Here is a 22,702-nt window from a genome sequence, read left to right as displayed (position 1 = left end):
CTCTCATTTACCGAAACATACTGGGAGAATAATTATGGTGCTTCGCCTCATCCAAATCATTCACATGGTTTTCAGCAAGCACTAGAAGTAATTCATCAATCTGACGATTAAAATCGTTAAGATCACCTGGACCAATAACCAAATGATTTTGATTACTTTGATCATCAATAGTGAATAAACTCCGTACCTTTTCTTTATCAACAGAATTTTCAAACGTGATATGAAGTAATGAGTCCTTCTCCGTTATTCCCGAAACTTTGCCGAAATAATGACTTAATACCAGTTCATATTTCTTATGGGTTAATTCCTTAATCCTATTTGCATTCTCTTGAGCAATGATTGCATTGAATTGCTCTACGGCGTTTTTATTGATAGATAAGACGTTGTGCTTAATCGTGTAATTTTCTTTTAGCGCTTTAAATTCTTTTTCCAGAGCCTGTTTATCGATTTCGTCTTTAAACGCTATCTCAAAAACCGGGCTCTCTTCATTGTCTTTCATCTCAATGGGTTGTTGGCCTAAAACTCTCTCGAAAGCGGCTTTGATGGCATGAGTTAATTTCATATTATGCATCCAGGGGCATTTTGTAATTTATTATAACATATAGATATATATTTTATCATTTATGCAGGGTCCGAAACGCTGCCAAACAGCCTTCCCATGACCTTTCAATTTCACCGCGGCGACATGTTACTCAAGTGTTTTTTTATAAAGAATTTCTTCCAGCAGCGCACCACCTTCATAGAACTCTTCTATTCTCGTGTAATCGGTCACGACAAATCCCAGCGACTCATAAAAGCGTCGCGCTTGGGAGTTGTCAGATAAAACCCAAAGGTAGACTGATTTAAAACCTAATTTTGATAACTCAGACAATGCTATCGTACATAATTGAGTGCCTAATCCCTGACGCCAATAATCTGGATGCAAATAAATAGCGCTGATCTCGCCTTTTAATACGTCTGGTTTTAGATCACGAAATTCACAGATACTCGCAAACCCAACCATTTTATGATCAATTTCAAGAACTAATATTTTTACACCTTGTTTTATAAGGTCTTGCCATTGCTGAGTACGCTCTTGGACGGATAAATTCTGTAAGATAGACTCAGGAATAAACTCTTTGTACATTTCCTGCCAGGAACGGATATGGTTAATAGCAATCGCTTCAGCATCTTCGAAAACAGCAAACCTAATAACTGGCGTTGAATTTTTACTCATAACAAAAAACGAATAAGAAAAGAAACTGCTATTTATCACTAATTCGACTTAGATTCTACGTCTCTCTTAAAATAGTTTTGGAATAACTCGGCTAAACCAGCAAAATCGACGTCATTGCATTTTTGGCGTAATTATTACTACAGTCAAATAGGAGGTAAACAAGTTACTGCATGATAATAGGCAGCAAACCTTTGAGATAGTCCGCAGCGCTTCTTGTCTTTGAAGCATTACGGACCATGCTGGTTTTTTACGATATGGAGAGATCTACAAACGTACGCTTTTAGGAGTACACGCATCAACAATGGCATAACCGACATCGGCAATTGCTCCCGCTATCGCTGCAGCAGTATCAACAACTGTCGACAAGGTACGCGTAGCTAATGCGGTCAAATCCCATAAGGTATCGGTGAGAGCAGACCCTGCAAAGTAGGCAGCCTGTAAGACATTAGTAAAAAATTCCGGCACACTTTTGTTTATATTACCTACATCAAGAAAAACGATATTAATAGCTGTTTCCAGAACGTTGCGACAGGCATGAAGGCAAGATTGTACCGCCAAGGTCAAATCCACTATTGGGGCGACAACCGGTGATCTTAACTGTGTTCTCACATCTGCAAGAGAGTCGAATGGCCGGAAAAAACTTGCCCCACTATTTATTTTGACACCGCTTTCTTTATATGCATAATCTTTAATAGCATATGCTCTTTTAAATACACTTTCTTTCTTCCCGTACATCCTATTACCTATATGATTAAAAAATTGCATAGTACCATTAATTGCTATACGACGCTATGTCGCAGTTTGGTAACACCGGATGCTGTAAAAATCCGAAAATCAGCAGACTCTACAAGCCGTTCGAGCCCCATCCTTTATACTTTATGAACAACTGGCAGATGGTTTATTCATAACCATAATGGTACAATGAGAGCAAATTTCTCGCTTGTTGTGCCAAGGAATAGAATGCCCAAACTTAAAGAGTCGGTTATCGCAACAGCAAAGGCTGTCGTTGCACAAGTTCTACTCGCCACCATTGAAGATTGTGCTGAGGTTACATTCGATAAAAAGCAACTTGCTCCTGAAGAGATTGATTTTTTAAAAAACACAGCACTGTCAGAAATTAGCTTTGAGAATATAACGACCCTGAAAAATTTCTGATTAGAAATAAAGAGTCCGGTGCTGTCATGGCAGTTTCCAATCGCGCAGTAGCCAATAATGAACTCAGAGGGCATTTAGTACGAGCTATAATCAGCGAAGCACAAATAGCCACTCCAACACAAAGTCTTTATGACACCCTCAATCATGCGTTAAACAATCCAAAGACCTCAGGAATATTAGCGAAAAGTAAGGGATTCTTTGTTGGCCTAAAATTCTCTCCCTATGAGCAGGGTGAGATTATGGAAGAAAACCATTTTGTGCTCTTTACACAAGTTCTTCTTAATATTCTGGATCAAAAGAAAAAAGAAGGACGACTAGATGGCGTCACGTATAAAGATGTTCTCAAAAAAGAAAATGACGTTAGAGACCATATTTGGGACGGTATTGATTTAGATGAAATTTATGAGGTCACCAAAGAAATCGGTGTGCAATTTAAACAATTCTCAAGCAAAGCAGAGGATTTGGAAAAAAGAAGTTACAAAGCAGAAGCCGGGATTGCGCGTCAACTTGCTACCGATCTGGAAGGCAAACAAACCTTACTTAAAACCGGAGACATCAGTGTTAGCGGCTTTTTCACTGAAGGTATAACATTAATAGAGGCAGCACAGCAAACTACCCTCATAGATCTCCGTGGTTTTGGAAAAATTTTCAATGATCTGGTAAATCGATTGATAACGATGTTGAATTATTTGGGTGCAAATCTACCAGCGGTGGTAAGAGAGCCCGATTCAGCTACCAAGCTTACAGCCACGAAAGCAAATCTTTCCTTTTTTAAAGAGATGACACTTCCAAATCAAGAAAATGATGAAGTAGCGCCTCATCAAGTCCAGGATTTTGTCGCTAGATAGACTCTAGTTGCTGGGTAACGGCAAGAAATATTGAATCCCCTTTTCTCCCTTTCCGTACCGTGTTTTATGCGCGGTACGCAGAAGATAGTTCCTTTCACCGAAACGTTTTCTGTGCTCATTAGCCTGCAATGAATACCGCATAAGCCCTGATAATCACTATCAATTTATAGGATATTTTACTTGCCGACTTTCCACGGCTCTCCTGAATAGCCAATTCAGTGATTACGTTTATTTATTTGTGCGACAACAGAGGATAGTGCCATTGCAAGATTTTTCGGCAAAACAATGTTGGGGAATCCCGGAATTGGAGCGGGTGATGGGAATCGAACCCACGCTATCAGCTTGGGAAGCTGAAGTTCTACCATTGAACTACACCCGCCTCGTTAGATGCTAAGTGTAATAGCTAAAGAACTCTAATTCAAATAAGTATTAATCAGCGATGTCAGGTCCTTCTGTTATGCCCTTTCAATAATGGTCATTATCAAATCACATCACGAAACCCAAAAACATATCGATAAAAAAAAATCAAAAAGGACAAAATAAGTGAACAACTAATATTTATTTAATTTTTATGGATTACGCCGTAAGACCCGCTACGTCTGCCTGAATATTGGCAGCCATCCGCCCTGACCTTGTCTGGTTATTAAAGAATAAAAATGAATTACCCTGGGTTGCTATGGCTTGAACCGCTCCGCCAAGAAGACCAGGAACGATACCCGTGCATAAAACAAGAAGGATTGATTTCCAAATTGCCCCTGTCACTCTATTCTCATTAAGGACTTTAATAGCGTCTCTATTCGTCTCTATATAATCATCAAATGCGTCTTCCTGGCCATCTTTAAATGCTGCTACGCGCTTTTCAGTATCGACAATAAAGCCATCGATTTTCTTAGACTTATCCTCGGTTAGGGGATCCGTAGCAGTTAATTTTTTCGCTTTGTATATCCTTAATTCTTCGATATGTGCTTCCAGAGATTTATATTTTTCTGCAGATCCGAATTTTTCCGAGTCATCTTTAATCTTGGAGGTAAGTGTCGTGATTACTCTTTCATGAAAACCTTTATTTATGCTATAAAATTGATCACTTGAGTGATAAATTTGACCAAAATCAACAGGATATGTTTTACCGTTATGCGTAATAAAATTTCTTTTATCACGGCAATCGGTCATGACATAACCTTGCCTAAGCATATCCTTAAGACAGGCAAGTCGCTGGCGATCGTTTGGATAACTCCCACTGATATAAGGTAAAGAAAGCTCTCCTTTTTCTGTAACACAGGCAGTTGCATACTCAGTATCTTTGTAAAACTCATTCCATTGTTTTACCTGCACAGAATAACTTCTCTCAAGGCCAAGTCCTTTGGTCGATTTAAAAACACGGTCGCCTTCTATTCTTGTGACGTTATTATTACCTTGATCACATGGTTTGGTTTTAGACATGACAATTACTTCTTTTTTACCACTAATGGGTAGATTTTATCCTATATACATTAAGGAAAAATTAGGTCTTTTTTATACCAGAAGACGTGCAGATTTTTTTTCAAACTATCAATAACCTATATATATTTTCAGCAATTCAGTTTAAGATTTTACTTTTCAATGAAAAAACCATGTTGCCATTAAACATTCAACGCTCCCTGCCCAAAGTTATAACCTTGGCTACCTTATTAGCCATTGTTCCCCCCTCTTTTGCCCTTGATTTAACAAAAGGACAGAAAATCCTGCAATTAGGCGGTTATCTGAATCACTCAGGTAAAACCCAGTTTATCGGAATTGAAGACTTGATTGGTGACCGCTTCACGGTAAGTAAACACCATGATGGAAATCTATTAGTCGGATTGGGGTACCTTTTAAATCATCCCGTAAAAAAAGCCATTCAGTTATCCTATGGCATTAATGTCTTTTATTTAACAAAAACGCATGTCAAGGGGCAGGTGATCCAGGAAGATTTATTTGAAAATCTGGGCTACAAATATGGCCTTAGCCATGTTCCTGTCTACGCTGCTGCCAAGGCATCCATCGATAATCCTGCCAATCATTATGGAATTATTTTTGATAGCGGGATTGGAGTCAATATTCTGACAACCAGCAGTTTTCATGAAGAGTCTCTCGACGGTATGACCCTTCCAGATCATGCTTTTTCGGGGCATAGTCAAGTCACCTTTTCTGCAATGGCAGGCTTCGGAGTAAAAATGAATAACGTTTTTGGTCATGCACCACTCGAATGCGGCTATCGTTTTTTTTATTTAGGACAAGGCAAATTTAAAAAGCAGACAAATCAATTACTTAATAACCTGAGCACAGGTCCGAGCTATGCTAATGCCTTGATTTGCTCAGTTGTGGTTTAACGATAAGGATTGTGAATGAAACGGAGTTTAAGCAGGTTTGGTGTGTTGTTTGGTTTATTATTAACAAGCCAACTAGCCTTTGCGGCAGCCTTTTTCAAAGTATCGTCAACAGGTCTGTCCTCAGAAACAATAAGCATAACTCTGTGCCTAAATGGAAAAGGCCCCCTTACCTGCCAAAACTATAATGTCGCTTCATTAAATCTAAGCATCACTACCACTGTACCCAATCGTGTCTATCCCTCCGTAGGTATCAAGGTTAATAGACCAGGTTATTATCCTTTATTGGGTTGTACCCCCATTGCAAATGGCTACTGTTTATTTTCAGCAAATAATGTATCCCCCGCCACCATTACCCCGGCCAATGCACGATACAATGTCGTTTTTGATGCTGGCAGCAGTGGCACACGGATGTTTATCTATCAAACTATTGCCCCCCTTAATCCTCTCATCGTTACTTTATTCACTGATAATAACAATATTCCTCTAGCCAGTTTTGCGAATAACCCTGCAGCAGCAGGCAATGCCATCCAGCCTCTGTTAACAGAAGCGACCAATGTATTGCAAACCTATCAAATCACGCCATCTCAGGCCATTGCCAGCGTTTTGGGAACTGCGGGAATGAGAGTGCTGACAGAAGCACAGCAAGCGGCCATTTATCAATCAGTCGCCAATACGATAGTAAGCAATAACTATGGTTTGGGAGAAACAAAAACCATTAGTGGGCAGCAAGAAGGTCTATATCAATGGCTAGAAGTCAATTATTTAAACAGCAGCCTTGGTACCTACCTTACCAGGGGTATTATTGAAATTGGCGGCGCTTCAGCACAAGTCGCCTTTGTTGCCAATACTCCATCGAATCCCAATGTCATCAAATTGACCATCAATGGTGTGGTGTATGATCTTTTCAGTATTAGTTTCCTGGGGTTAGGGCAAGACCTGGCAAGGCAATCGATGGATGCAGTACAACCACCTCTCGACCCTGATAATTGTTACCCCGTTGGCTATAATCAAGGGCCCATTACCGGTAATTTTTTATACAGCAGGTGTTTGGCAAATTATGGCGAGGTCCTTACCAATTTTTCAATGTTATCGCAGTTAACTTCCGTGCCAGGTTTTACAAGCCAAAGCTATTATGGCATTGCAGCGATTTACTTCAATGCAACGTTTCTAGGCATCTCCAATAATTTCAACCCCCTTTCAATACGCAATGCCATTACGTCTATCTGTTCTAACAGCTATGCCCAATTACAACAACTATACCCCGGCCTCCCGCAATTATTTAATAAATGCGCTGACTCAACCTACGTTGATTCTTTTCTATATTCTTCACCAGGATTAAATTTGGTTGGTATTCCTGTAGAACCTGTCGTGACTATCAGCGGAGTTCCTATAACATGGACTGGCGGTTATATTTATCTGGTAAACAAGGTCCCCTCAATACTTGGCTAACACTTCGTAGCGAAAACAAAAATAGCGCGCAATATTCCAACCACTGCCCGCTGAAGAATATTGACCTATTTTTGCTTCAGGAGCCTAATCCAGCCTGTTTTGCCTGTGTTTCTAAACAACTCATGGCCTGTTGGGCAAGTTTCTTTGTGTCACTTGGTCCAATTCCTGAATCGTATTCAGGGTATCTACGGATCACTTGAGCCAGTTCTTCCCTGCTTCCACTTCCATCACGTAACATTTGCTGAGCTGCTTTAAGTACCTCTCTTTTATGAGTGCTTGATTTGTCATTTTTACCTTCAAACTCGGCTATTTTTTTCTCTATTTTGGGTAGCAAGGTTTCTGGAGTTATATTGCTCACATAGCTTCCTGAGCTGTGACTTGAGAAAAAAGAAAATTTACGTTCTTCTACGGCACTAAACTTATTCACAACAGATAAATTTTCTTGAATTACTTTACCAAAATCTCCCGTATAAACTGCTTTGTTGTCCTGACTGTCATTAACCATGAATTGCTTTAAGATCTTGATTTTTTGTTCTATTGGCATCTCAGGGTGTCCAATAATATTTTCAATATCTTGTGCAATAGCTAATTGCTGTTTTTTTATTTCTAATTTATTTCTATCAGTTGGCTTAGTTAATTTAGCTATCTCTTCCTGTAACTGGGCCATTAACTTTCTGTTATTTCCAGAAACCTCAACTAAGGCATCATAAAGATTAAGTGCTTTAACAAAAGCGTTAATGTCCCCAGCAACCTCATGCCGACTACCCTGCTCACATTTTTCTACCAGACGTTTTTCATAAGTATTCAGGTAGGCGAGCTTTTGTTGCATACCTGCATTTCTCTCTCTTGGCGATTTATCAAGTAAATTTTGTTTCTCGCCTTGCAATTCCTCATAGTTGTGCAGGTTTTCTTTATTAACTAGTAATTGATAATTGCCCAATCTATCTCTAAATGATCTTACGAAAAGGGCGTGCTCTTGCAGCTGTGCCCTATGAGCGGCTTGTTCAGATTCATTACCCCTTGGAAATTCCTTATTGGCAAAATTTTTTACTTCTTCTTCAAAAGCATCAAATTTGACAAGTATCTCCTTCATCAGAGGATTATTTTTTGCGCTTTCAAATTGCTTTCTTATTTCTTGAATCGCCTGATAATCGGCATTAAGTTGTGCATAGGTTTTTCTAATTGTTTGGAGGGGATTGCCTGGTGATTGTTCTGGGCTGGGAGTCATCAATTCTCCGAATACACTATTTATTTTTTCTCTAATAGCTGCTTCAACGGATGTGCCCAGATCGATATCTTGCAACATTGATTCTCTACGTTCATCATACAACAGGCGCACATCCTGAAAGAATTGATTGGCATAAACGCCCATTTTTTGATTCACTAAAGGGAGGATCTCTTCGTTGATGATTTTTTCGTAGTTAACTTGCTTAAATTGCTCGAATCGTTTGCTCTTGTCTGCTTCTTTTTCTAATTTTAATTCTGCTAAATAAGCTAATCTTTCTCGTGAGATACTGATTTCCATTTTTCTAGTTGCAGTTATTTCAGAACCAGCAGTTTCTTCGAGATGTTTTAATCGCCGTTCCTCATTAGCAATCCGTATTGAAATAGGATTCAGATCACCTAGTAATTTTAAAACATCCTGATCGGAATATTTTGTTTTGACGCTCGTAATAAACCCTCGATAGAATTTCTCAACCGGGTCATTAAGAGCAGACGATAGAACACCTGGTTTTAAGCCCAGTGAAAATTCAGCCTCATCAGCGAGCAAAACAACGGATTCCCAAGCAACACGGAAGTCCTGCATTTTTTCCAGAAATAACTCGCGACTTCCAACGCCAACATTGAATAATGCCGCATAAACTTCTTTTACCGCATTTAGAAGATTTTGTACGTCTTTCGGTGTTGGAGTTACTTTCACTAGAAACGGAGCCATACCTTGTAGCGCGGAGATTAATACTTCCTTATCCTGCGCAATTTGGCGAGCCTCGGGACTATCTTTTGCAGGAGTGGGGAAGCTCCTAACACCTTTAATGATTTCTTGCAGAGCCTCCTCACGCTTCATGGCATCTGATTTTTCCACAGTCATTTCTACTGGCTCAGATTGGGCAATAATGTTTGCAGTCAGTGCGCCCATTACTCCTTTAAGTGCTGGTGTACCCTCGGAAAGAACATAATGAAAAATCCTGTTTATTCCATTTTCTTTAATTGCTGCAATAAGTTTTGTTCTATCCTGGATTAAAATTTTCCGTAAAACTTGCTCATAATTCGGAGAATCGTTTAATAAATCGTTTGTATAGTAATTTTTATCCACCTGGGCCAGGTAGGGTTGTAATTCCTTATAGCATTCTTTGATCGTTTCTTGATCCTGATGAGTCAATGGTGTACCTGATTTAGTGTACTTCGCTAAGCAGGCATCCAGTTTTTGTAAATCACCGGCCACTTGTTCTTCAGCTTCATGTCCTCTGGGAGCACTCCATTGGTCACCAAGCAGATTGTCGATTTCACCCATTTCTACTTTTATTTGTACTTTGATTTTATGCAAAGCAACTAAAATTTTATCGACTAAAACGCCATCCTCGGTCACGGGAGTTTTGGTTACACCCTTGGCCTCCAGGTCTTGGATAAAGCGAATGAAGTCTTGCTCAAACTCGTTAAAACGGGCTTCAAGTTGTTCAACAGGGGTATTCTCGAAAAAATTAAGGAGCCTATGCTCTAGCCAATCAACAACTTTTGGTATGAGGCATGGATCATCCGTATGCTGCAAATACTCGGTTACCTCTTTAGGGATATCCTGCAACATAACGGCAAATCGTGGATCAACTTTGGCTTTTGCGACAGCCTCACTCATCTTTTCAGCAGTCGTTAACTTCGCTTGTTCAAAAAACTCAGCGAGCTCCTTAGGTAAAATTTTGACAAGCGCTGCAAATTGCGGATTATTGGCGACATTAGCAAGAGCCCCAGCCATATTTTTAGCTGGTGAAGCAAGCCCTAAACCGGTCTGGCCTAAAAAGAGAGCTCTTGATAAGGTGCCTTCGGTGTATTGATGCCCTGCCTGCTTCTCAACTGCAACGACAGCGTCTCTTAAGTAGCAAAGCGAGTTAATTACATTTTTGTACAAGGAGACTTGACTTGAATCCGTTTCCTTTAGTTGATAGGGTTTTACTCCCCCAGTATCGCTAAGGCCCAGTTCTGCTACTAATCCAGTAGAAAGATTGTCTCTCAAAAAACCAACTGCTTTTTGTATCGTGTTATCAATTAAACTATAAAAATAATTAAATACCGTTTTATAAAAAACAGTTACAGAAGCATCATTAGCCTCTATTTGATAGGGAAGGCCGGGTACCTGACGGAGGCCTGAAGCCACCTCGGCAGCCAGGTTTTTTTGCAAAAATTCGATTGCTTTTTGTATGGACTTATCAAATTCTCCTGAGAGTTTTGCTGCATTAGCTTGCGCAAGGAGAGTGCCTTTGGACAAGTCCTGTGAAGGCTTTAAAATGATGGGAGATGCTGGTCTTTCTTTTAATTTTTCTTGTAACTGTTGAAAATAGAGTTCCTTACATTGTTCAAAACGCTTTTGAATAGCGGCCATGTTAGCAGCGATTACCTTTTCAAGCTCCACTATTTCTCCAGTAGTCACTGGACGAATACCGTCGACTTGAGGTTTATCCTGCATCAAGGCTTGCACTATTTGTTTATCCCATTGGAGGAGAAACTCGTTTTCTTCAGGAAAGAGGTATTTTTGGAATTGAGCATAGTGTTTCCGCAATTGCTCTTTAGTCTCTGCATCCACGCCACTGAGTGGTTTATTTCCTTTTGCGACTTCATTGAGCGTATCAATAAACGTTGAAAATGCCTTTCTTGCTTGTGCCAATTCATCGAGTTGATCATCCAAATCAGCCATTTTTTTGTTGAGTTGTCCAGACGATAAGTTTTCGGCAGTGGTGACTGGCTTTAACCCATTGCTATCAGAAATCTCTTCAAGGGTAGTTTTTTTACCCATTCTCTCATAGGAGGACGCTTTCACTTGAGCCTGGCTGGATTGAATTAAATCTATTTGCGTTGCTACGGTAGCTATTTCTCTGTTTATCGCATTCATCACTGCCGTGTCTTGTTTTAAAATCCTGTCAAATAAGGTCTGTCCAACCAACCGTAAACCATAGTCACCGACAGTTCTAAGAAAGGGTTGTTCCTCAGGTTCTGGTGAAGCGCTTGCTGCTCCCTGAGACAAGCGCTCTTTTTCTTGCTCTGTTAAATTCAGGTAACTTACAATTTCCGCATCCAATCGGGGATCTCTAGCCCTCATATGAGGTTGGAATTGCTGATAAAGGAAGGCTAATTCTTGTCTATCCTGGATAGTTAATTTTTCAGGTCGCGTACTAATTTTTGCAAAAAATGATTCCGCAGCCCTGGCAATCTCTTGTACCTCATACATCCTTTCTCTTGCTGCATCGAGTCTCGCATGTTGCCGACTTATCCTTTGTGCTACGAAGGTCTCATCAATCAAGTGAGCGACTTCTTCCCCTACTTCGAATTTCGTGCCTAACTCTAATTTATCTTCATCTTTTTCAGTTACATATAAGAAAGCCTTTACACCGACGTTATCCGCTTTAACCCTTGCTTCTTCAATTTTAGTAGTAAGGGTTTCAATCAATTTATTGTAATAAGTCGTTGCTGCACTTAACGCTGGCTCAACCAAGAGGCCAGGTTTTAAACCCATCGTTATCTCAAGCGCTTCCAACTCATCTATGATAGCTGGTAGTACTTTGCGTTTAAAATTAAGTAAGGCTTCTTCGAGTCTTAAGTAGGCTGCCTTAGAGGTTGGTATGGCCGTCTGGACTAAAGTCTTCGTATGATCTTTTAAGAAACCTGCCAACCGCCCAATCGCAGCAACATATTCAATACCGAGTCCTTGGGACCAGGTTTTAACGGCCATACTATCCAAATTGGCAACAAAGGCATTCGCTTCTTTTTCTCTTTTTTCCTTTTGTTTTAAAAGGGCAGGATTAGAGGGATCTATAGATAAGTCTGGCTCAGGGAATAAGGAGCCGCTTTCAAGCATGGTTTGTAATTGCTTAAAATAGTCTGGAATATTAAAAACAGCTTGCCCCAGAGCATTGAAACTTACCTCGTCAGAGGTGATCTGTTCTTTGGGTAAAAGCTCAACTGCTTTACCAAACACTTCACCCCAAGGTTGATCTAAAAGAGCACCACGGGGTGTAAATTGTCCTAGCTGCTCCAATAGTGGAGCCATTTTTTGTTTAAGCTGATTAAAATGAGGGCCCAAAATGGCTTGAACAGAGGCGTTTGAGTGATTGATTAATTGGATCGCCTCATACACTTGATTAATCACACAATAAAGACTTCTTGCGATTTTTGGAGCAAGTGCTACCAATTCTGTGAGGCTTGCTGTTTCACTCAGATTGATTTGCTCAAGCTCTTGTAGCATTTTTTCAATATTGAACAACATATTGATTGCTTTTTTGAGCACAACGACTTGTTCGGGATCAGAGGAATCGATGTGGTAAGGTACCCCTCTTGCTGAAGGCAACAACTTTTCAGCAAGTTGCTCAGACATAATCTCAGGATTAGTTAACAACATCGTCAACGTATGTCGAATCGCATTGCACTTCTTAGATAACCCTAAGGTCTTAAACTTATCAACTGTAGCCTTAACCTTGGTATAAGGCTCTTGCATTGCCGAAAATACGTGCATTCAACACCACAACAAAGTGCGTTGCTCTATATAAATTGTATGACTAATTTATTATCGCAATATTACGTATTTCTTATGTGAATATTATGGAGTCGAACTGACAATGAAAAAATTCTGCTAATTGATGCGGAGACTTTGCTGTGATAGAACTATTTAATTAAAAAATATTTTTTTAAATGTTTTGAAATAAATGATTCACTCTTCTTGGCTATGCCAGTTCACATTGATATTTTCGAGTAACAGAAAATAATTAGGATATTATGAGAATAATCAAATGGTTAATGACCTATTTACTGATTGGCTTTTCCACTTCGGTTTTTGCAGAACAACTATTGATTCCTATCCAATACCTGGAAACAACTGGCGCTCGTCAATTAACACCATTTACTCTGGAGGATGAGTACTACATTGCAGTAGCCCAGTTCGCTGAAGACATCCCTGACACCCCTGCCAAGATGGACGGAGGTAACGCCGATGTTGATGTGATCATTTTCAAGAAAGCAGGTAGTCAATTCCGTGAATACCAACGCATCCCCGGACATGGTAATGAATCAGCTACTTTTTTTTCGATTGGCAAAAATTCTTTTTTAGCGATTGCCAGTGCACACTCAGGTCCTCATCCTCCTTTTAATTTGCATACTTATTCCATGCTCTATCAATGGGATGGGCGTTATTTTTATCCCGTACAAGAATTTTTAACTTACGGTGCGCAGCAATGGTACTCTTTTAATATTGGCCAACGGCACTTTTTAGCGGTTGCAAATGGAGGGGGTACTTCCGAAAACAAAGGCCATCCTCAAGAAACTAATTCCATGATTTACGAGTGGGATGGTAAAAAATTTGTTCCTTTTCAAACCATTCCATCCCGTCAGGGTTATTCGTTTAAAGCCTTCTCTATTAATAACAAACTATTTTTGGCCTTTGCCGATCACTTGAAGCAGTCATCCCTTTATTTGTGGGATGGGACTCAATTTAATCTGTATCAACAGTTTAAAGGTGATGGCGGGCGAGGCTTTGAATTTTTTATGCTGGATAATAAATTTTATCTCGCGTACGCCAACATTAAAACAGATTCGATACTCTATCAGTGGGATGGAAAAAAATTTAATCCCTATCAACTTTTGCAAGGCGAAGGAGGACGACATTTTAGTTATTTCACTTTAAGGGATGAGCACTACCTTTTCCGGATTAATTTTATTACCGGTAATCACACTAATCCAAGCCCCGCCTTGCAATCTCCTTTATATCAATGGAAAGAGGGACAATTCGCCATCATTCAAACAATACCCACTTTTGGTGGCGTTAGTTCCCATGTGTTTTCAATGGATGGTTCACTTTATATGACCCTGGCAAACAGTTTAAGCGCTGACCGGCGTTTCAAAGTGAAGTCAGTTATTTATGAAATTACCAAAGGCAAACACATTGAATATGGGTAACAACAGGTACAATGAGTTCTTGTAATAACCCTAATAACCCTGTTACTTCCTTGCCTCAAAACCAGACATGGGAACGTTGAGGCACGTTTTGTTCAGTGCCCTTTCGTTCCGTATAAAGACTTAGCTCAATGGAAAATCCTATTTAAGATTCCGTTAATGTAACTCCAATACACTAGGCAAAATTTGCCAGGAACCAGCATGGGTAAAGAACAAATTTCTTTTTTTAAACGGTTAACCACTGCCAGTGGAACGCCAACAAAAACAGCGTTTCAAGACCTTGAAAATAACCTATTAAGTACCTGGCTTTTAGAACATTACCGATTGCAAGGAAGTATCATCACTGTCGAGCATGACGAGGGCAAAATAGGATTTTGCTGCATTGATTTAAACCAACCCATAGAAATAGAGAAAATCCAGTCAGCTATCAATGCTTTCCTCCAAGAAAACCCTACTACGCCATTAATGATGCTTGGAACAGTTCAATACTGCACGAGCAAATTCCCAGCGATGCAAACACTTTCTCAATTGCCACTTCAGGGAATTAGCAAACACGTCGTTGTAGCCCATCACGATATGAATTCAGATTTACGCCAACAAGTCGAAGAGGTTGCGAAGCAACAACAGTTAGCTAATAAGCAACGTCTTTCCTTGTGGAGCGAGGCAAAAATAAAGTATGCCAAAGAAATGGACCCTTTATCGGAGGATAAAAAGCAGAAATTGCAAGCTGCCTTGGAGCAACTTGAGGAATCGATTATCAATGGATTAGATAAAGAAAAATCCATTACTGAATTTATTGCTAATACTCAGCTCATTCTTGAAGAAGAGGCGCATCCTTTTCTCAATATTGTTTTAAAAATTGCTGCTGTGGCAATTATCACTTTATTTGCAGGTGCAATAGGATATGGAATTGGCTTAACACTGTGCTCCTATTATCCCGCTCTTTTTATCGCACCTTTTCTGGGATCAACAGAGACAGCCTTGCCTACACTAACAGCGACTACCGCTTTCCCGAGCCTTATTACTGCGGGCGTTGCCTGCGATAGTCTATTTAAACCCAAAGCGCCTATGCCTGTCCCCAAAGAAGCCCATGAAGTGACGGATGCAGCCCGTTCCCACTTGCAATCGCTTTTCTAACAACCATCAAGGGAGTAACACTCACTCCCTTAACGGTTTAACCGGGTAATTATTGATTTGGGCAACCACTTTGATGGTAGGCTACAAGGGCATTATAAATCGCAGTATAATTTGCAAATGCAGTTCGATTCGCTTTTATATCATCAAAAACAGTATCTGTTCGTTTGCAATCACCCAGCCCAGTTATAACCGTATGGTCACCGCTCGGTTTTTTATAAGACATAAAACCCTTGCCGCAGTGCAGATGTGGCCGCTTTGTCTTGGGGTTTCCTAAATATTTTTCATTACCGCAATAGGTATTCTTATAGTTAATGCTCGCAAAAGAAATCACTGGAACCAACATAATCAGGCAAGCTGCTACAAAACTTTTTTTCATGTTAAGACATCCTCGTTTAAAAAAGCGAAGTTTGCCATATCTCTTTTTAATATCAACTAATTATTATAAAAATATCATCATCACATTGGCGTTATGGATACGTTACCGGGATCCAGAGAAGATATAGTATAATAAATAAACACTTAAGCTTGAGCTAAACAATGTCTACCGAAAAATTTGAACCTGAAGACACCATTCAACTTCAGGAAGTCGATGAGGTTAATGGAATTACCCGCGAGTCGACTCACCATTTAATGAGATCAAGCAAGATCAAGGGAGCAGCTGTTGCTGCTTGTAGAAATGGGGGTATTTTTACGATGCCCATAGGAGAAACGCTTGGCACAGAAGAATCCTCCCCTACTCCTGTTAGGCCCGGAACAATTTTTGAGGCCGCTTCGCTGAGTAAACCCGTCTTTGCTTATTTGGTCTTAAAACTAATCGAAATGAATAAAATCAACAGAGAGCGCTCTGCATTCCTGGGGAAATTTAAGACTGAATTTGATTTAAAAACGCCTTTGTATACTCTGTTCCGGGATACAGAGGGACAAATAATTCCAGATGACGAGAACCCCTTCCTCAAGCGATTTCTCCCGAACCAGAACGATCAGGCAAAACGCTTGACCGCTGAAATGGTACTATCCCATAGAACTGGGTTACATATCACGGATGAAGAACCATTTAAATTTCAGTTTCCACCGGGTAAATATTACGCCTATTCAGGACCTGGTATTGACTGCCTGCAAGGAGCAATTAAAGAACTGACCGGTGTGGATCTGGAAACATTAGCTCGAGAATACGTATTTGGGCCGCGGGCTTTAAATATGCCCAACAGTAGCTATGGCCGCCCGAAACCTGTCGCCGCCAACAGTCTAAGAACAACAGCGGAAGAGTATGCCAAATTCATAACCGCCTGGATCAATGACGACCAATTGAATTATGCCTTCAGGCCTATTGAACCCATTTATTCGATGATCAACGATTTCTTCCCCTATTCAGAAGATAAACTGGTTGAAAAGGTCAGGGTTTCTGAAAGCGATAGAGAACAGGTGACTTGGGGTCTAGGTATCGGGTTAGTCAAAAATGGCCAGGGCCAAATAATAGGCGCTTACCACACCGGCGACATGAATAACGCAAGGGCTGGTTTTGGTGCCGAAATAAATCCGCAAACTCAACGTTGTATAGCAACGACTGTTTATTTCGCCAATTCGCACAATGGTCATATCCTTGCCGAACACGTCTTACCTTCTACGTTAGAGCCCGCACTCAATTATTTTTTCCCAACCTATGGCTTTGCTCGGAACGTCGAAGAATTAGACGGCACTGATTTTCACGGATTAAATCCCAAAATTTTAAACCCGGAATTAAAAGAAAAGGCCTACAAGACAAAGTCTGCCATGCAGAATGAAGAACAACTAGGCGATCAAACAACCGAGAAGGTTGAAAAAACACAGACACCCACCGCTTACCCAACTACCCCTAAACCACCTTGGGAGTACTAGGAATGTTGGATAGGGGTTTCCAGCTACCTCATCGTGTTCTTAACTATGAGAACCGTGTTAAGTAATTGAGCACATGGATAACTGTATTAGTTCATTAGGATTTAGCATTCTATACACACGCTTATCCACAGATATTGTGGATAAGATAAAAAAACAACAATCCCTAAAGCGTTTTATTAAACCCTTTTAAAATAAGGCTTTTGAATTATTAAACGGTATTTTTTTCTAAAAAATAGACGGGAAGACCAAAGAATTATCCACAGACTTTATAAGAAAATAAAAAAAGAACTATGCGTTGGTGATGATAAACAAATAAATATTAAAAAAACAGTCTTGACTCTGGAATTTTTAAATTTAAGTTGTTAACTGCTTACCTTGCAGACCCTGTCAAAATAACCAATCTGAATTATTATTTATTAATTTCAGTGAATATAATTGTCTTATTTTTACCTTGTCTTTTAGCTGCGTATAATGCCTGGTCGGCTGCATCGACTAACTCTTTCAATGAAGAACCATCACTTGGATAGATTGCTACTCCTAGTGATATAGCAATATTAGAGACCCGTTCTTCAATCACAATCCGCATTCGGCTCACTTTATTTCGAATTTTTTCAGCAAAGAGTTTTGCATTCTTAGGATCGCAATTCGGTATAACAATTAAAAACTCTTCACCACCGTAGCGACAGGCCAAATCACCTTCCCGAACCAAAGACGGAAGTAAATTACCCAGGCGAGATAATACATAGTCTCCTATTTCATGGCCAAAACTATCATTGATTGCTTTAAAATTATCAATATCAACCATAATAAATACCAACGTTGTCTTGGTACGTTTTGCTTGCCCTATTTGCTTGATCATAAATTCGTCAAGAAAGCGACGATTTAATAAGCCGGTAAGTGGATCACGAATAGACTGGGAATGAAGTAATTCTTTTAATCTGATATTTGCAATCGCTAGTGAGACTGTTTCTGCAACCACCGGAATTAACGTATTCTGTTCGTTGGAATCCCTGTTAATAAATAACAGACCCAGTATTTCATTTTGAGCCATTAAGGGTATGCACAAAGATGCTTGCTGTTCTTGTTTCATCTCTTTGATATGCCGACATACAACCCCGGGTTGTACTTCACTGATTTCATGAATACAGCCTCGTCTTAAAGCCCAACATTCATTGGAAGAAAAAATCACTGGATAGTGATTTACATCATCCCATGTAATTTTTTTTTCCAGATAGTTGCGTGAATTATGCATTAGATATAAAGCCCCCTTGGAGAAACCCAGAATTTTATTAGCAAACGATGAGAAGGACTCCAGGATTTCATCAATTGTGTTGCAAGCAAGAAAAGTTTCACTTAATTGTGTAATGGTAAACATCTTTTGATTAATCGATTTAAGTTGCGATTTTTCTTTCTCAACCGTTTCATACAATTCTCTGAGAGACTTTTCTTTCTGTTGTAATAATCTGTTTTGTTCAACTCGCAGCGTTACATCGCGGATAATAGCGATAGCACTCCCTCCTTGAGGGGTTTGCAACGGACTTAAACTAATTTCAATGATAAATATTTCCCCATTTTTTCGCTTTCCTTGAAGCTCCATGCCAAGCCCCATGGGACGTACACGGGGTGCATTAAAATAATCCTCACGATGCTGAGGATGTATTTTAGCCGCATTTTCAGGCATTAATAACTCGACTGCCTGTCCTAATAATTCCTTTTTGGTGTAGCCAAACATGACTTCTGCCTGAGTATTACTAAATTCAATTTTTCCGTCTCGATTCACTAAAATCATTGCATCAGGAATAGCAGATAAAAAAGCCGAATTATACCCCTCTCTTTCTTGCAACGTTTTATTAATTTCTTGAATATTAGTAGCTCTCTCCATGATTTCCAAACCAACCTGCCCCTCATGACTTTGCAATATTTCCATCGTTTTTGATTGAGCGTCATGCGCTTGCTGATGAATAAATGTGGTTACATCCACGACTCGATGAATAATGTATTTTACACGGTTATCTTGATCCAGAATGGGGCAATTAATAGGACTCCAGTATCTTTCCTCAAACCCTCCGCCTAAAGCAGCAGGGCGTCGAATATCGTATTTTTGTATAGCCATCGCATCACAAATTTTGTCTTCTAATACCCGATTTAAAGAGTAACGCAAATTAGTGACACCCGTTGCCGACAGATCATCAGGATTGTCAGGAAAAATATCGAAGATAGGTTGTCCCAGTATTTCCTCTCGTATCCGCATCGTGGCTTTAAGATAAGCATCGCTTGCACCAACAATATTCAATTTGGGGCATAAAATAAGATACAAATCCGGAACTGCTTCCAAAATGGCTTTAGCGTCTTCTTTGAAATGTTGAATGTCTTTGTTTTTCATGTCCGCTCATTACCGATCCTTGGCCTCAAGAGATATAATCAATAAGACATAGTAAATGATAGCATAAGATTTAATCATTCAGCTCAAAGAACTCCATACCCCTGTAAGAAGAATTCGGCGATTTGCAAACGAGGTTGCTGCGGATTTTTGGGGTGGAGCAATCCCTGCTTCAACAAGGCAAGTGACTATAGCCAATAACGGCTTACAGCGATGTTTCCATCACGGTGACAGGATGCCCTCTAAATTCATCCATACCTATTTTATTAAATCCCTGCCGCACATAATAAGCAGGAAGTGTTGGATCGAAAGTAAACAGGTACAATGTCTTAAAATCTAATTCAATGGCCTTTTGCTTGGTGACATCAATTAGCATTTTTCCAATACCCCTTTTTTGATAGGCTCTATCGACCACAAGAGAACCAAGCCAGGGCACCAAATGCGGCTGTATTCCATCATTTTCACGCAAAGAAACACTACCTACGAGTTTATTTCCATCAAAAGCAACAAAGGTCATTGGCAATAAGACATCGTTTAAATGATCACGAAAACGCTGCTCGACACGTTCGATAGGAATGTCTGGCACCCAAACACGTCCTAAAACAGAATGCCAAATCCTTGCGAGAGCAGGAATTACGTGAGGATGATTTTTAAGATAGGAGATTGTAAGACTCATATGAGAAGCTCCTCTTTAAAAATTGAAGCTTATTGTAATCCCTTTATTTTGTCTATTCACAGAAAATGTCACTAGAATGTTTATCCATAATTTCAGGAAAAATAATACCAACCTAAATTAGTCCTTATCAATGGCATTGAAAAAAATAAAATTATTCTTGCCGTGTTTTTTCACATAATACATCGCAGCATCCGCTTTCTTAAGAAGATCATTCATGCCATCTCTGGGGTACAATGAAATACCAATACTTAAAGTAACTTTGAGGTTATAATTTTCAATCAAAAATCCTTTTGAGAATAAACGAATTAACTTCTTCACTATTTTAATAACATCCTTTTCTCCATTGAGGTAGGACAATATTAATGCAAATTCGTCTCCACCAAACCGTGCCAGGGTATCAATGTCCCGTATACATTTTTGCATGCATTGAGCTGCCGTGCACAATACCAAATCGCCTATATCGTGACCGTAAGTATCATTAATATTTTTAAAACCATCGATATCTAAAAAACAAACGGCCATATTACAATTTGTTCTTTTTGCAATAGCCAGTGCTTGAACCAGGCGATCTTCAAAGAGTGGGCGATTAATCAATCCTGTCAAAACATCATGCTCCGCAAGGTGTTTTAATTTTTCTTCGTTTATTTTTTGTTGGGTAATATCTCGAGCAGTTGTTGATGCGCCTATTATCTTTCCCCGAGCATTTTTTATTGGCGCTATCGTAAGAGAAACGGGAATAATATGACCCTCTTTATGCATTCTGACTGTTTCAAAGCCCTTAATGGGTTCGTCCTTAACCATTTTATCCATGATATCTTGAAATTCTCCCTGCCTCTCCTTAGGAAATAGCATTTTTATATTAGCACCTATGGCTTCCTTTTCCGTGTAACCGTAAAGATTCCTGGCTGCTTCATTCCAGCTTTGTATGATCCCTTCCAAGTTTTTTCCTATGATTGCTTCCCCTGAAAACTCAACAAGAGCAGAAAGCATAGCCTTTGCATCTTCCAGTTTTTTTCGCTCAGTAATATCATGTTCAATCGCAGCAAAATACTGAATCCTCCCCTTACTATCTTTAATAGGGATAATAGTAAAATCGAGCCAATACTCTGTTTGATTTTTAGCATAGTTTAATAATTCAACATGGATAGCTTCTTTTTTTTCCAAAGCGATCCTAATTCGTTTTAGCGTGTTTTTATCCGTTTTATCTCCTTGTAAAATACGGGGTGTTTTACCTAGAACTTCCTCTTGGGTATACCCAGTAAGTGTTGTAAACGCATTGTTAACATAAAGAATTTTTGGACCAAATGGCTCATTGAGAGGTTCAACTTCGGTGATGATAACGACATCATCAGTCTGATCAAGAACCGATTTAAATGGTAACTCCTTTTCATCAATTTTATCGGACATAAATCCAGTGCTCCTAATCCAAAAGAATATCCAACTTTAATTTCACCTTACAGATCGGTTTTTCGAGAAATCATTTTTGACCAGCATTTACTCCATCAGAATCGAATAACACGCCTTTAAACGTTTGAATTTCGTCCAGTGCTAGATTGATCCCTAATGGCGGTGGATAGGGGCGATGAGATGGCATTGCGTCTGCTGTATCCGCAACAACAATTATTTTTGATTCAGGTATAATTAGGCCAATTCTCAAGCTGCCAATTCCATTTCATGATTAATAATCTTACTTTTTATTAATCAGAATATAGCAGGATTATGCTTAATAAAGCATCGTTTTATTGTCCTAATACGCCAAATGTCCTACTTATTTTAAATAGTTGTACAACAAAATTTATATCAAGATTCACATCTTACATCTCCCCCATCTGGAATTTGCCATCTACCCAAGCAATCTACTTTTCGTCTAATAGATGTTCAGCTTTGATTACCCCAAACCGCAGCCCGACAATAATTGCACTGGTTATATTTTTACAATTCAATTTTTGAAAGATGGATTGCCGATGCTGAGTCACTCTTCGGGTGGATACCTTTAAAAACGCAGCTATTTCTTTCACCTCTTTACCTTGTGCGGATAGATACAGGCACTGTTTTTCCTGCTCACTTAACCGTAGGTCGAAACAAATCGGAAGTCGTATCCAGGTATTGGAAAGTAAGGCCTGGATTTCAGCTAGCTGTTTGTGGGTAGGATTGCTATTCCCTAAGTAGTCCAGGTAATTCTTTGCAACCACTTTAAAAAAGGGACTGTCGATTAAATTCGTTTTCCTCAAGGTTTCTTGCTTTGTTTTCACCATTATTCTTCCTTTATTTTTTTAAAGGTGTGACTTAGCACAGGAATTACTGAAAAAAATAATTCCTGTGTCTCTAGTCGCTGAAATAATTAAGATTTCTGGCTAAAAGCGAATTAAAAGCACGCTGTAAACCATGCTCCTAATGTTCAACCGGTGTAAATAATGGGAAATTTTGGTGGCTTCTTACGGACATGCCATTGAAATACAAAACTGAAAT

The 22,702-nt window shown here is 39.5% G+C and carries 18 protein-coding genes and 1 tRNA gene; 7 read left to right on the top strand and 12 right to left on the bottom strand.

Translation table 11 applies throughout. The features are described from left to right. Positions 1–7: 7 nt before the first annotated feature. The 3 genes from ACN4Z1_RS14865 to ACN4Z1_RS14855 form a co-directional block, all read right to left on the bottom strand. On the bottom strand, positions 8–562 hold the full coding sequence (locus tag ACN4Z1_RS14865) for a hypothetical protein (protein WP_228364297.1): 555 nt from the start codon (positions 560–562) through the stop codon (positions 8–10). 126 nt (positions 563–688) lie between these two features. Then, positions 689–1,216, bottom strand: coding sequence for a GNAT family N-acetyltransferase (locus ACN4Z1_RS14860; protein WP_058443628.1), 528 nt, complete (start codon positions 1,214–1,216; stop codon positions 689–691). 264 nt (positions 1,217–1,480) lie between these two features. After that, complete coding sequence (locus ACN4Z1_RS14855) at positions 1,481–1,951, bottom strand: hypothetical protein (protein WP_115220969.1); 471 nt, start codon at positions 1,949–1,951, stop codon at positions 1,481–1,483. 225 nt (positions 1,952–2,176) lie between these two features. Between ACN4Z1_RS14855 and ACN4Z1_RS14850 the strand changes: the two genes are divergently transcribed. Both ACN4Z1_RS14850 and ACN4Z1_RS14845 read left to right on the top strand, forming a co-directional pair. Then, positions 2,177–2,371, top strand: a complete 195-nt coding sequence (locus ACN4Z1_RS14850) for a hypothetical protein (RefSeq protein ID WP_228364298.1) — start codon at positions 2,177–2,179, stop codon at positions 2,369–2,371. A 26-nt stretch (positions 2,372–2,397) separates the two neighbouring features. Continuing rightward, complete coding sequence (locus ACN4Z1_RS14845; protein ID WP_228364299.1) at positions 2,398–3,219, top strand: hypothetical protein; 822 nt, start codon at positions 2,398–2,400, stop codon at positions 3,217–3,219. A gap of 305 nt (positions 3,220–3,524) precedes the next feature. Here ACN4Z1_RS14845 and ACN4Z1_RS14840 read toward each other — a convergent pair. Then, a tRNA-Gly gene (locus tag ACN4Z1_RS14840) sits at positions 3,525–3,598 on the bottom strand. Positions 3,599–3,795: 197 nt separating this feature from the next. Next, complete coding sequence (locus tag ACN4Z1_RS14835; RefSeq protein WP_228364300.1) at positions 3,796–4,659, bottom strand: hypothetical protein; 864 nt, start codon at positions 4,657–4,659, stop codon at positions 3,796–3,798. A gap of 170 nt (positions 4,660–4,829) precedes the next feature. Between ACN4Z1_RS14835 and ACN4Z1_RS14830 the strand changes: the two genes are divergently transcribed. Both ACN4Z1_RS14830 and ACN4Z1_RS14825 read left to right on the top strand, forming a co-directional pair. Beyond that, positions 4,830–5,567 carry a hypothetical protein gene (locus tag ACN4Z1_RS14830; RefSeq protein WP_228364301.1) on the top strand — a complete coding sequence of 246 codons (738 nt, stop codon included), beginning with the start codon at positions 4,830–4,832 and terminating at the stop codon, positions 5,565–5,567. 15 nt (positions 5,568–5,582) lie between these two features. Further along, positions 5,583–7,016: a hypothetical protein gene (locus tag ACN4Z1_RS14825; protein ID WP_228364302.1), complete on the top strand. Its 1,434-nt coding sequence runs from the start codon at positions 5,583–5,585 to the stop codon at positions 7,014–7,016. A 76-nt stretch (positions 7,017–7,092) separates the two neighbouring features. Here the strand turns inward: ACN4Z1_RS14825 and ACN4Z1_RS14820 are convergent, their stop codons facing one another. Further along, positions 7,093–12,732 carry a hypothetical protein gene (locus ACN4Z1_RS14820; protein ID WP_228364303.1) on the bottom strand — a complete coding sequence of 1,880 codons (5,640 nt, stop codon included), beginning with the start codon at positions 12,730–12,732 and terminating at the stop codon, positions 7,093–7,095. 260 nt (positions 12,733–12,992) lie between these two features. On the opposite strand from ACN4Z1_RS14820, the gene ACN4Z1_RS14815 reads away from it, so the two are divergent. Next, entirely contained in the window at positions 12,993–14,168 is a 1,176-nt protein-coding gene (locus ACN4Z1_RS14815) for a hypothetical protein (protein WP_228364304.1), read from the top strand. 198 nt (positions 14,169–14,366) lie between these two features. Then, complete coding sequence (locus ACN4Z1_RS14810; RefSeq protein WP_228364305.1) at positions 14,367–15,302, top strand: hypothetical protein; 936 nt, start codon at positions 14,367–14,369, stop codon at positions 15,300–15,302. Positions 15,303–15,351: 49 nt separating this feature from the next. On the opposite strand, the gene ACN4Z1_RS14805 is transcribed toward ACN4Z1_RS14810, so the two are convergent. Beyond that, positions 15,352–15,678, bottom strand: coding sequence for a hypothetical protein (locus tag ACN4Z1_RS14805; protein ID WP_228364306.1), 327 nt, complete (start codon positions 15,676–15,678; stop codon positions 15,352–15,354). Positions 15,679–15,839: 161 nt separating this feature from the next. On the opposite strand from ACN4Z1_RS14805, the gene ACN4Z1_RS14800 reads away from it, so the two are divergent. Further along, positions 15,840–17,177: a serine hydrolase domain-containing protein gene (locus ACN4Z1_RS14800; protein WP_419388022.1), complete on the top strand. Its 1,338-nt coding sequence runs from the start codon at positions 15,840–15,842 to the stop codon at positions 17,175–17,177. A gap of 409 nt (positions 17,178–17,586) precedes the next feature. On the opposite strand, the gene ACN4Z1_RS14795 is transcribed toward ACN4Z1_RS14800, so the two are convergent. From ACN4Z1_RS14795 to ACN4Z1_RS14775, 5 genes are all read right to left on the bottom strand, one after another. Then, a complete protein-coding gene (locus ACN4Z1_RS14795) occupies positions 17,587–19,560 on the bottom strand; it encodes a diguanylate cyclase (protein WP_228364308.1) in 1,974 nt (657 codons plus the stop codon). Between the two features lie 202 nt (positions 19,561–19,762). After that, positions 19,763–20,233: a GNAT family N-acetyltransferase gene (locus ACN4Z1_RS14790; RefSeq protein ID WP_228364309.1), complete on the bottom strand. Its 471-nt coding sequence runs from the start codon at positions 20,231–20,233 to the stop codon at positions 19,763–19,765. Between the two features lie 117 nt (positions 20,234–20,350). Beyond that, positions 20,351–21,640, bottom strand: coding sequence for a diguanylate cyclase domain-containing protein (locus tag ACN4Z1_RS14785; RefSeq protein ID WP_419388023.1), 1,290 nt, complete (start codon positions 21,638–21,640; stop codon positions 20,351–20,353). Positions 21,641–21,710: 70 nt separating this feature from the next. Then, complete coding sequence (locus ACN4Z1_RS14780) at positions 21,711–21,890, bottom strand: hypothetical protein (protein ID WP_419388024.1); 180 nt, start codon at positions 21,888–21,890, stop codon at positions 21,711–21,713. A gap of 199 nt (positions 21,891–22,089) precedes the next feature. Further along, positions 22,090–22,488 (bottom strand): response regulator transcription factor, encoded by a 399-nt coding sequence (locus ACN4Z1_RS14775; RefSeq protein ID WP_419388025.1) that lies wholly within the window; start codon positions 22,486–22,488, stop codon positions 22,090–22,092. Positions 22,489–22,702 lie beyond the last annotated feature (214 nt).

Origin of the sequence: Legionella sp. ST3F1 (genome assembly GCF_048553315.1) — a bacterium.
Taxonomy (GTDB): domain Bacteria; phylum Pseudomonadota; class Gammaproteobacteria; order Legionellales; family Legionellaceae; genus Tatlockia; species Tatlockia donaldsonii.
Note: the sequence above shows the minus strand (reverse complement) of the source record. Positions and strands in the feature narration are given on the sequence as shown.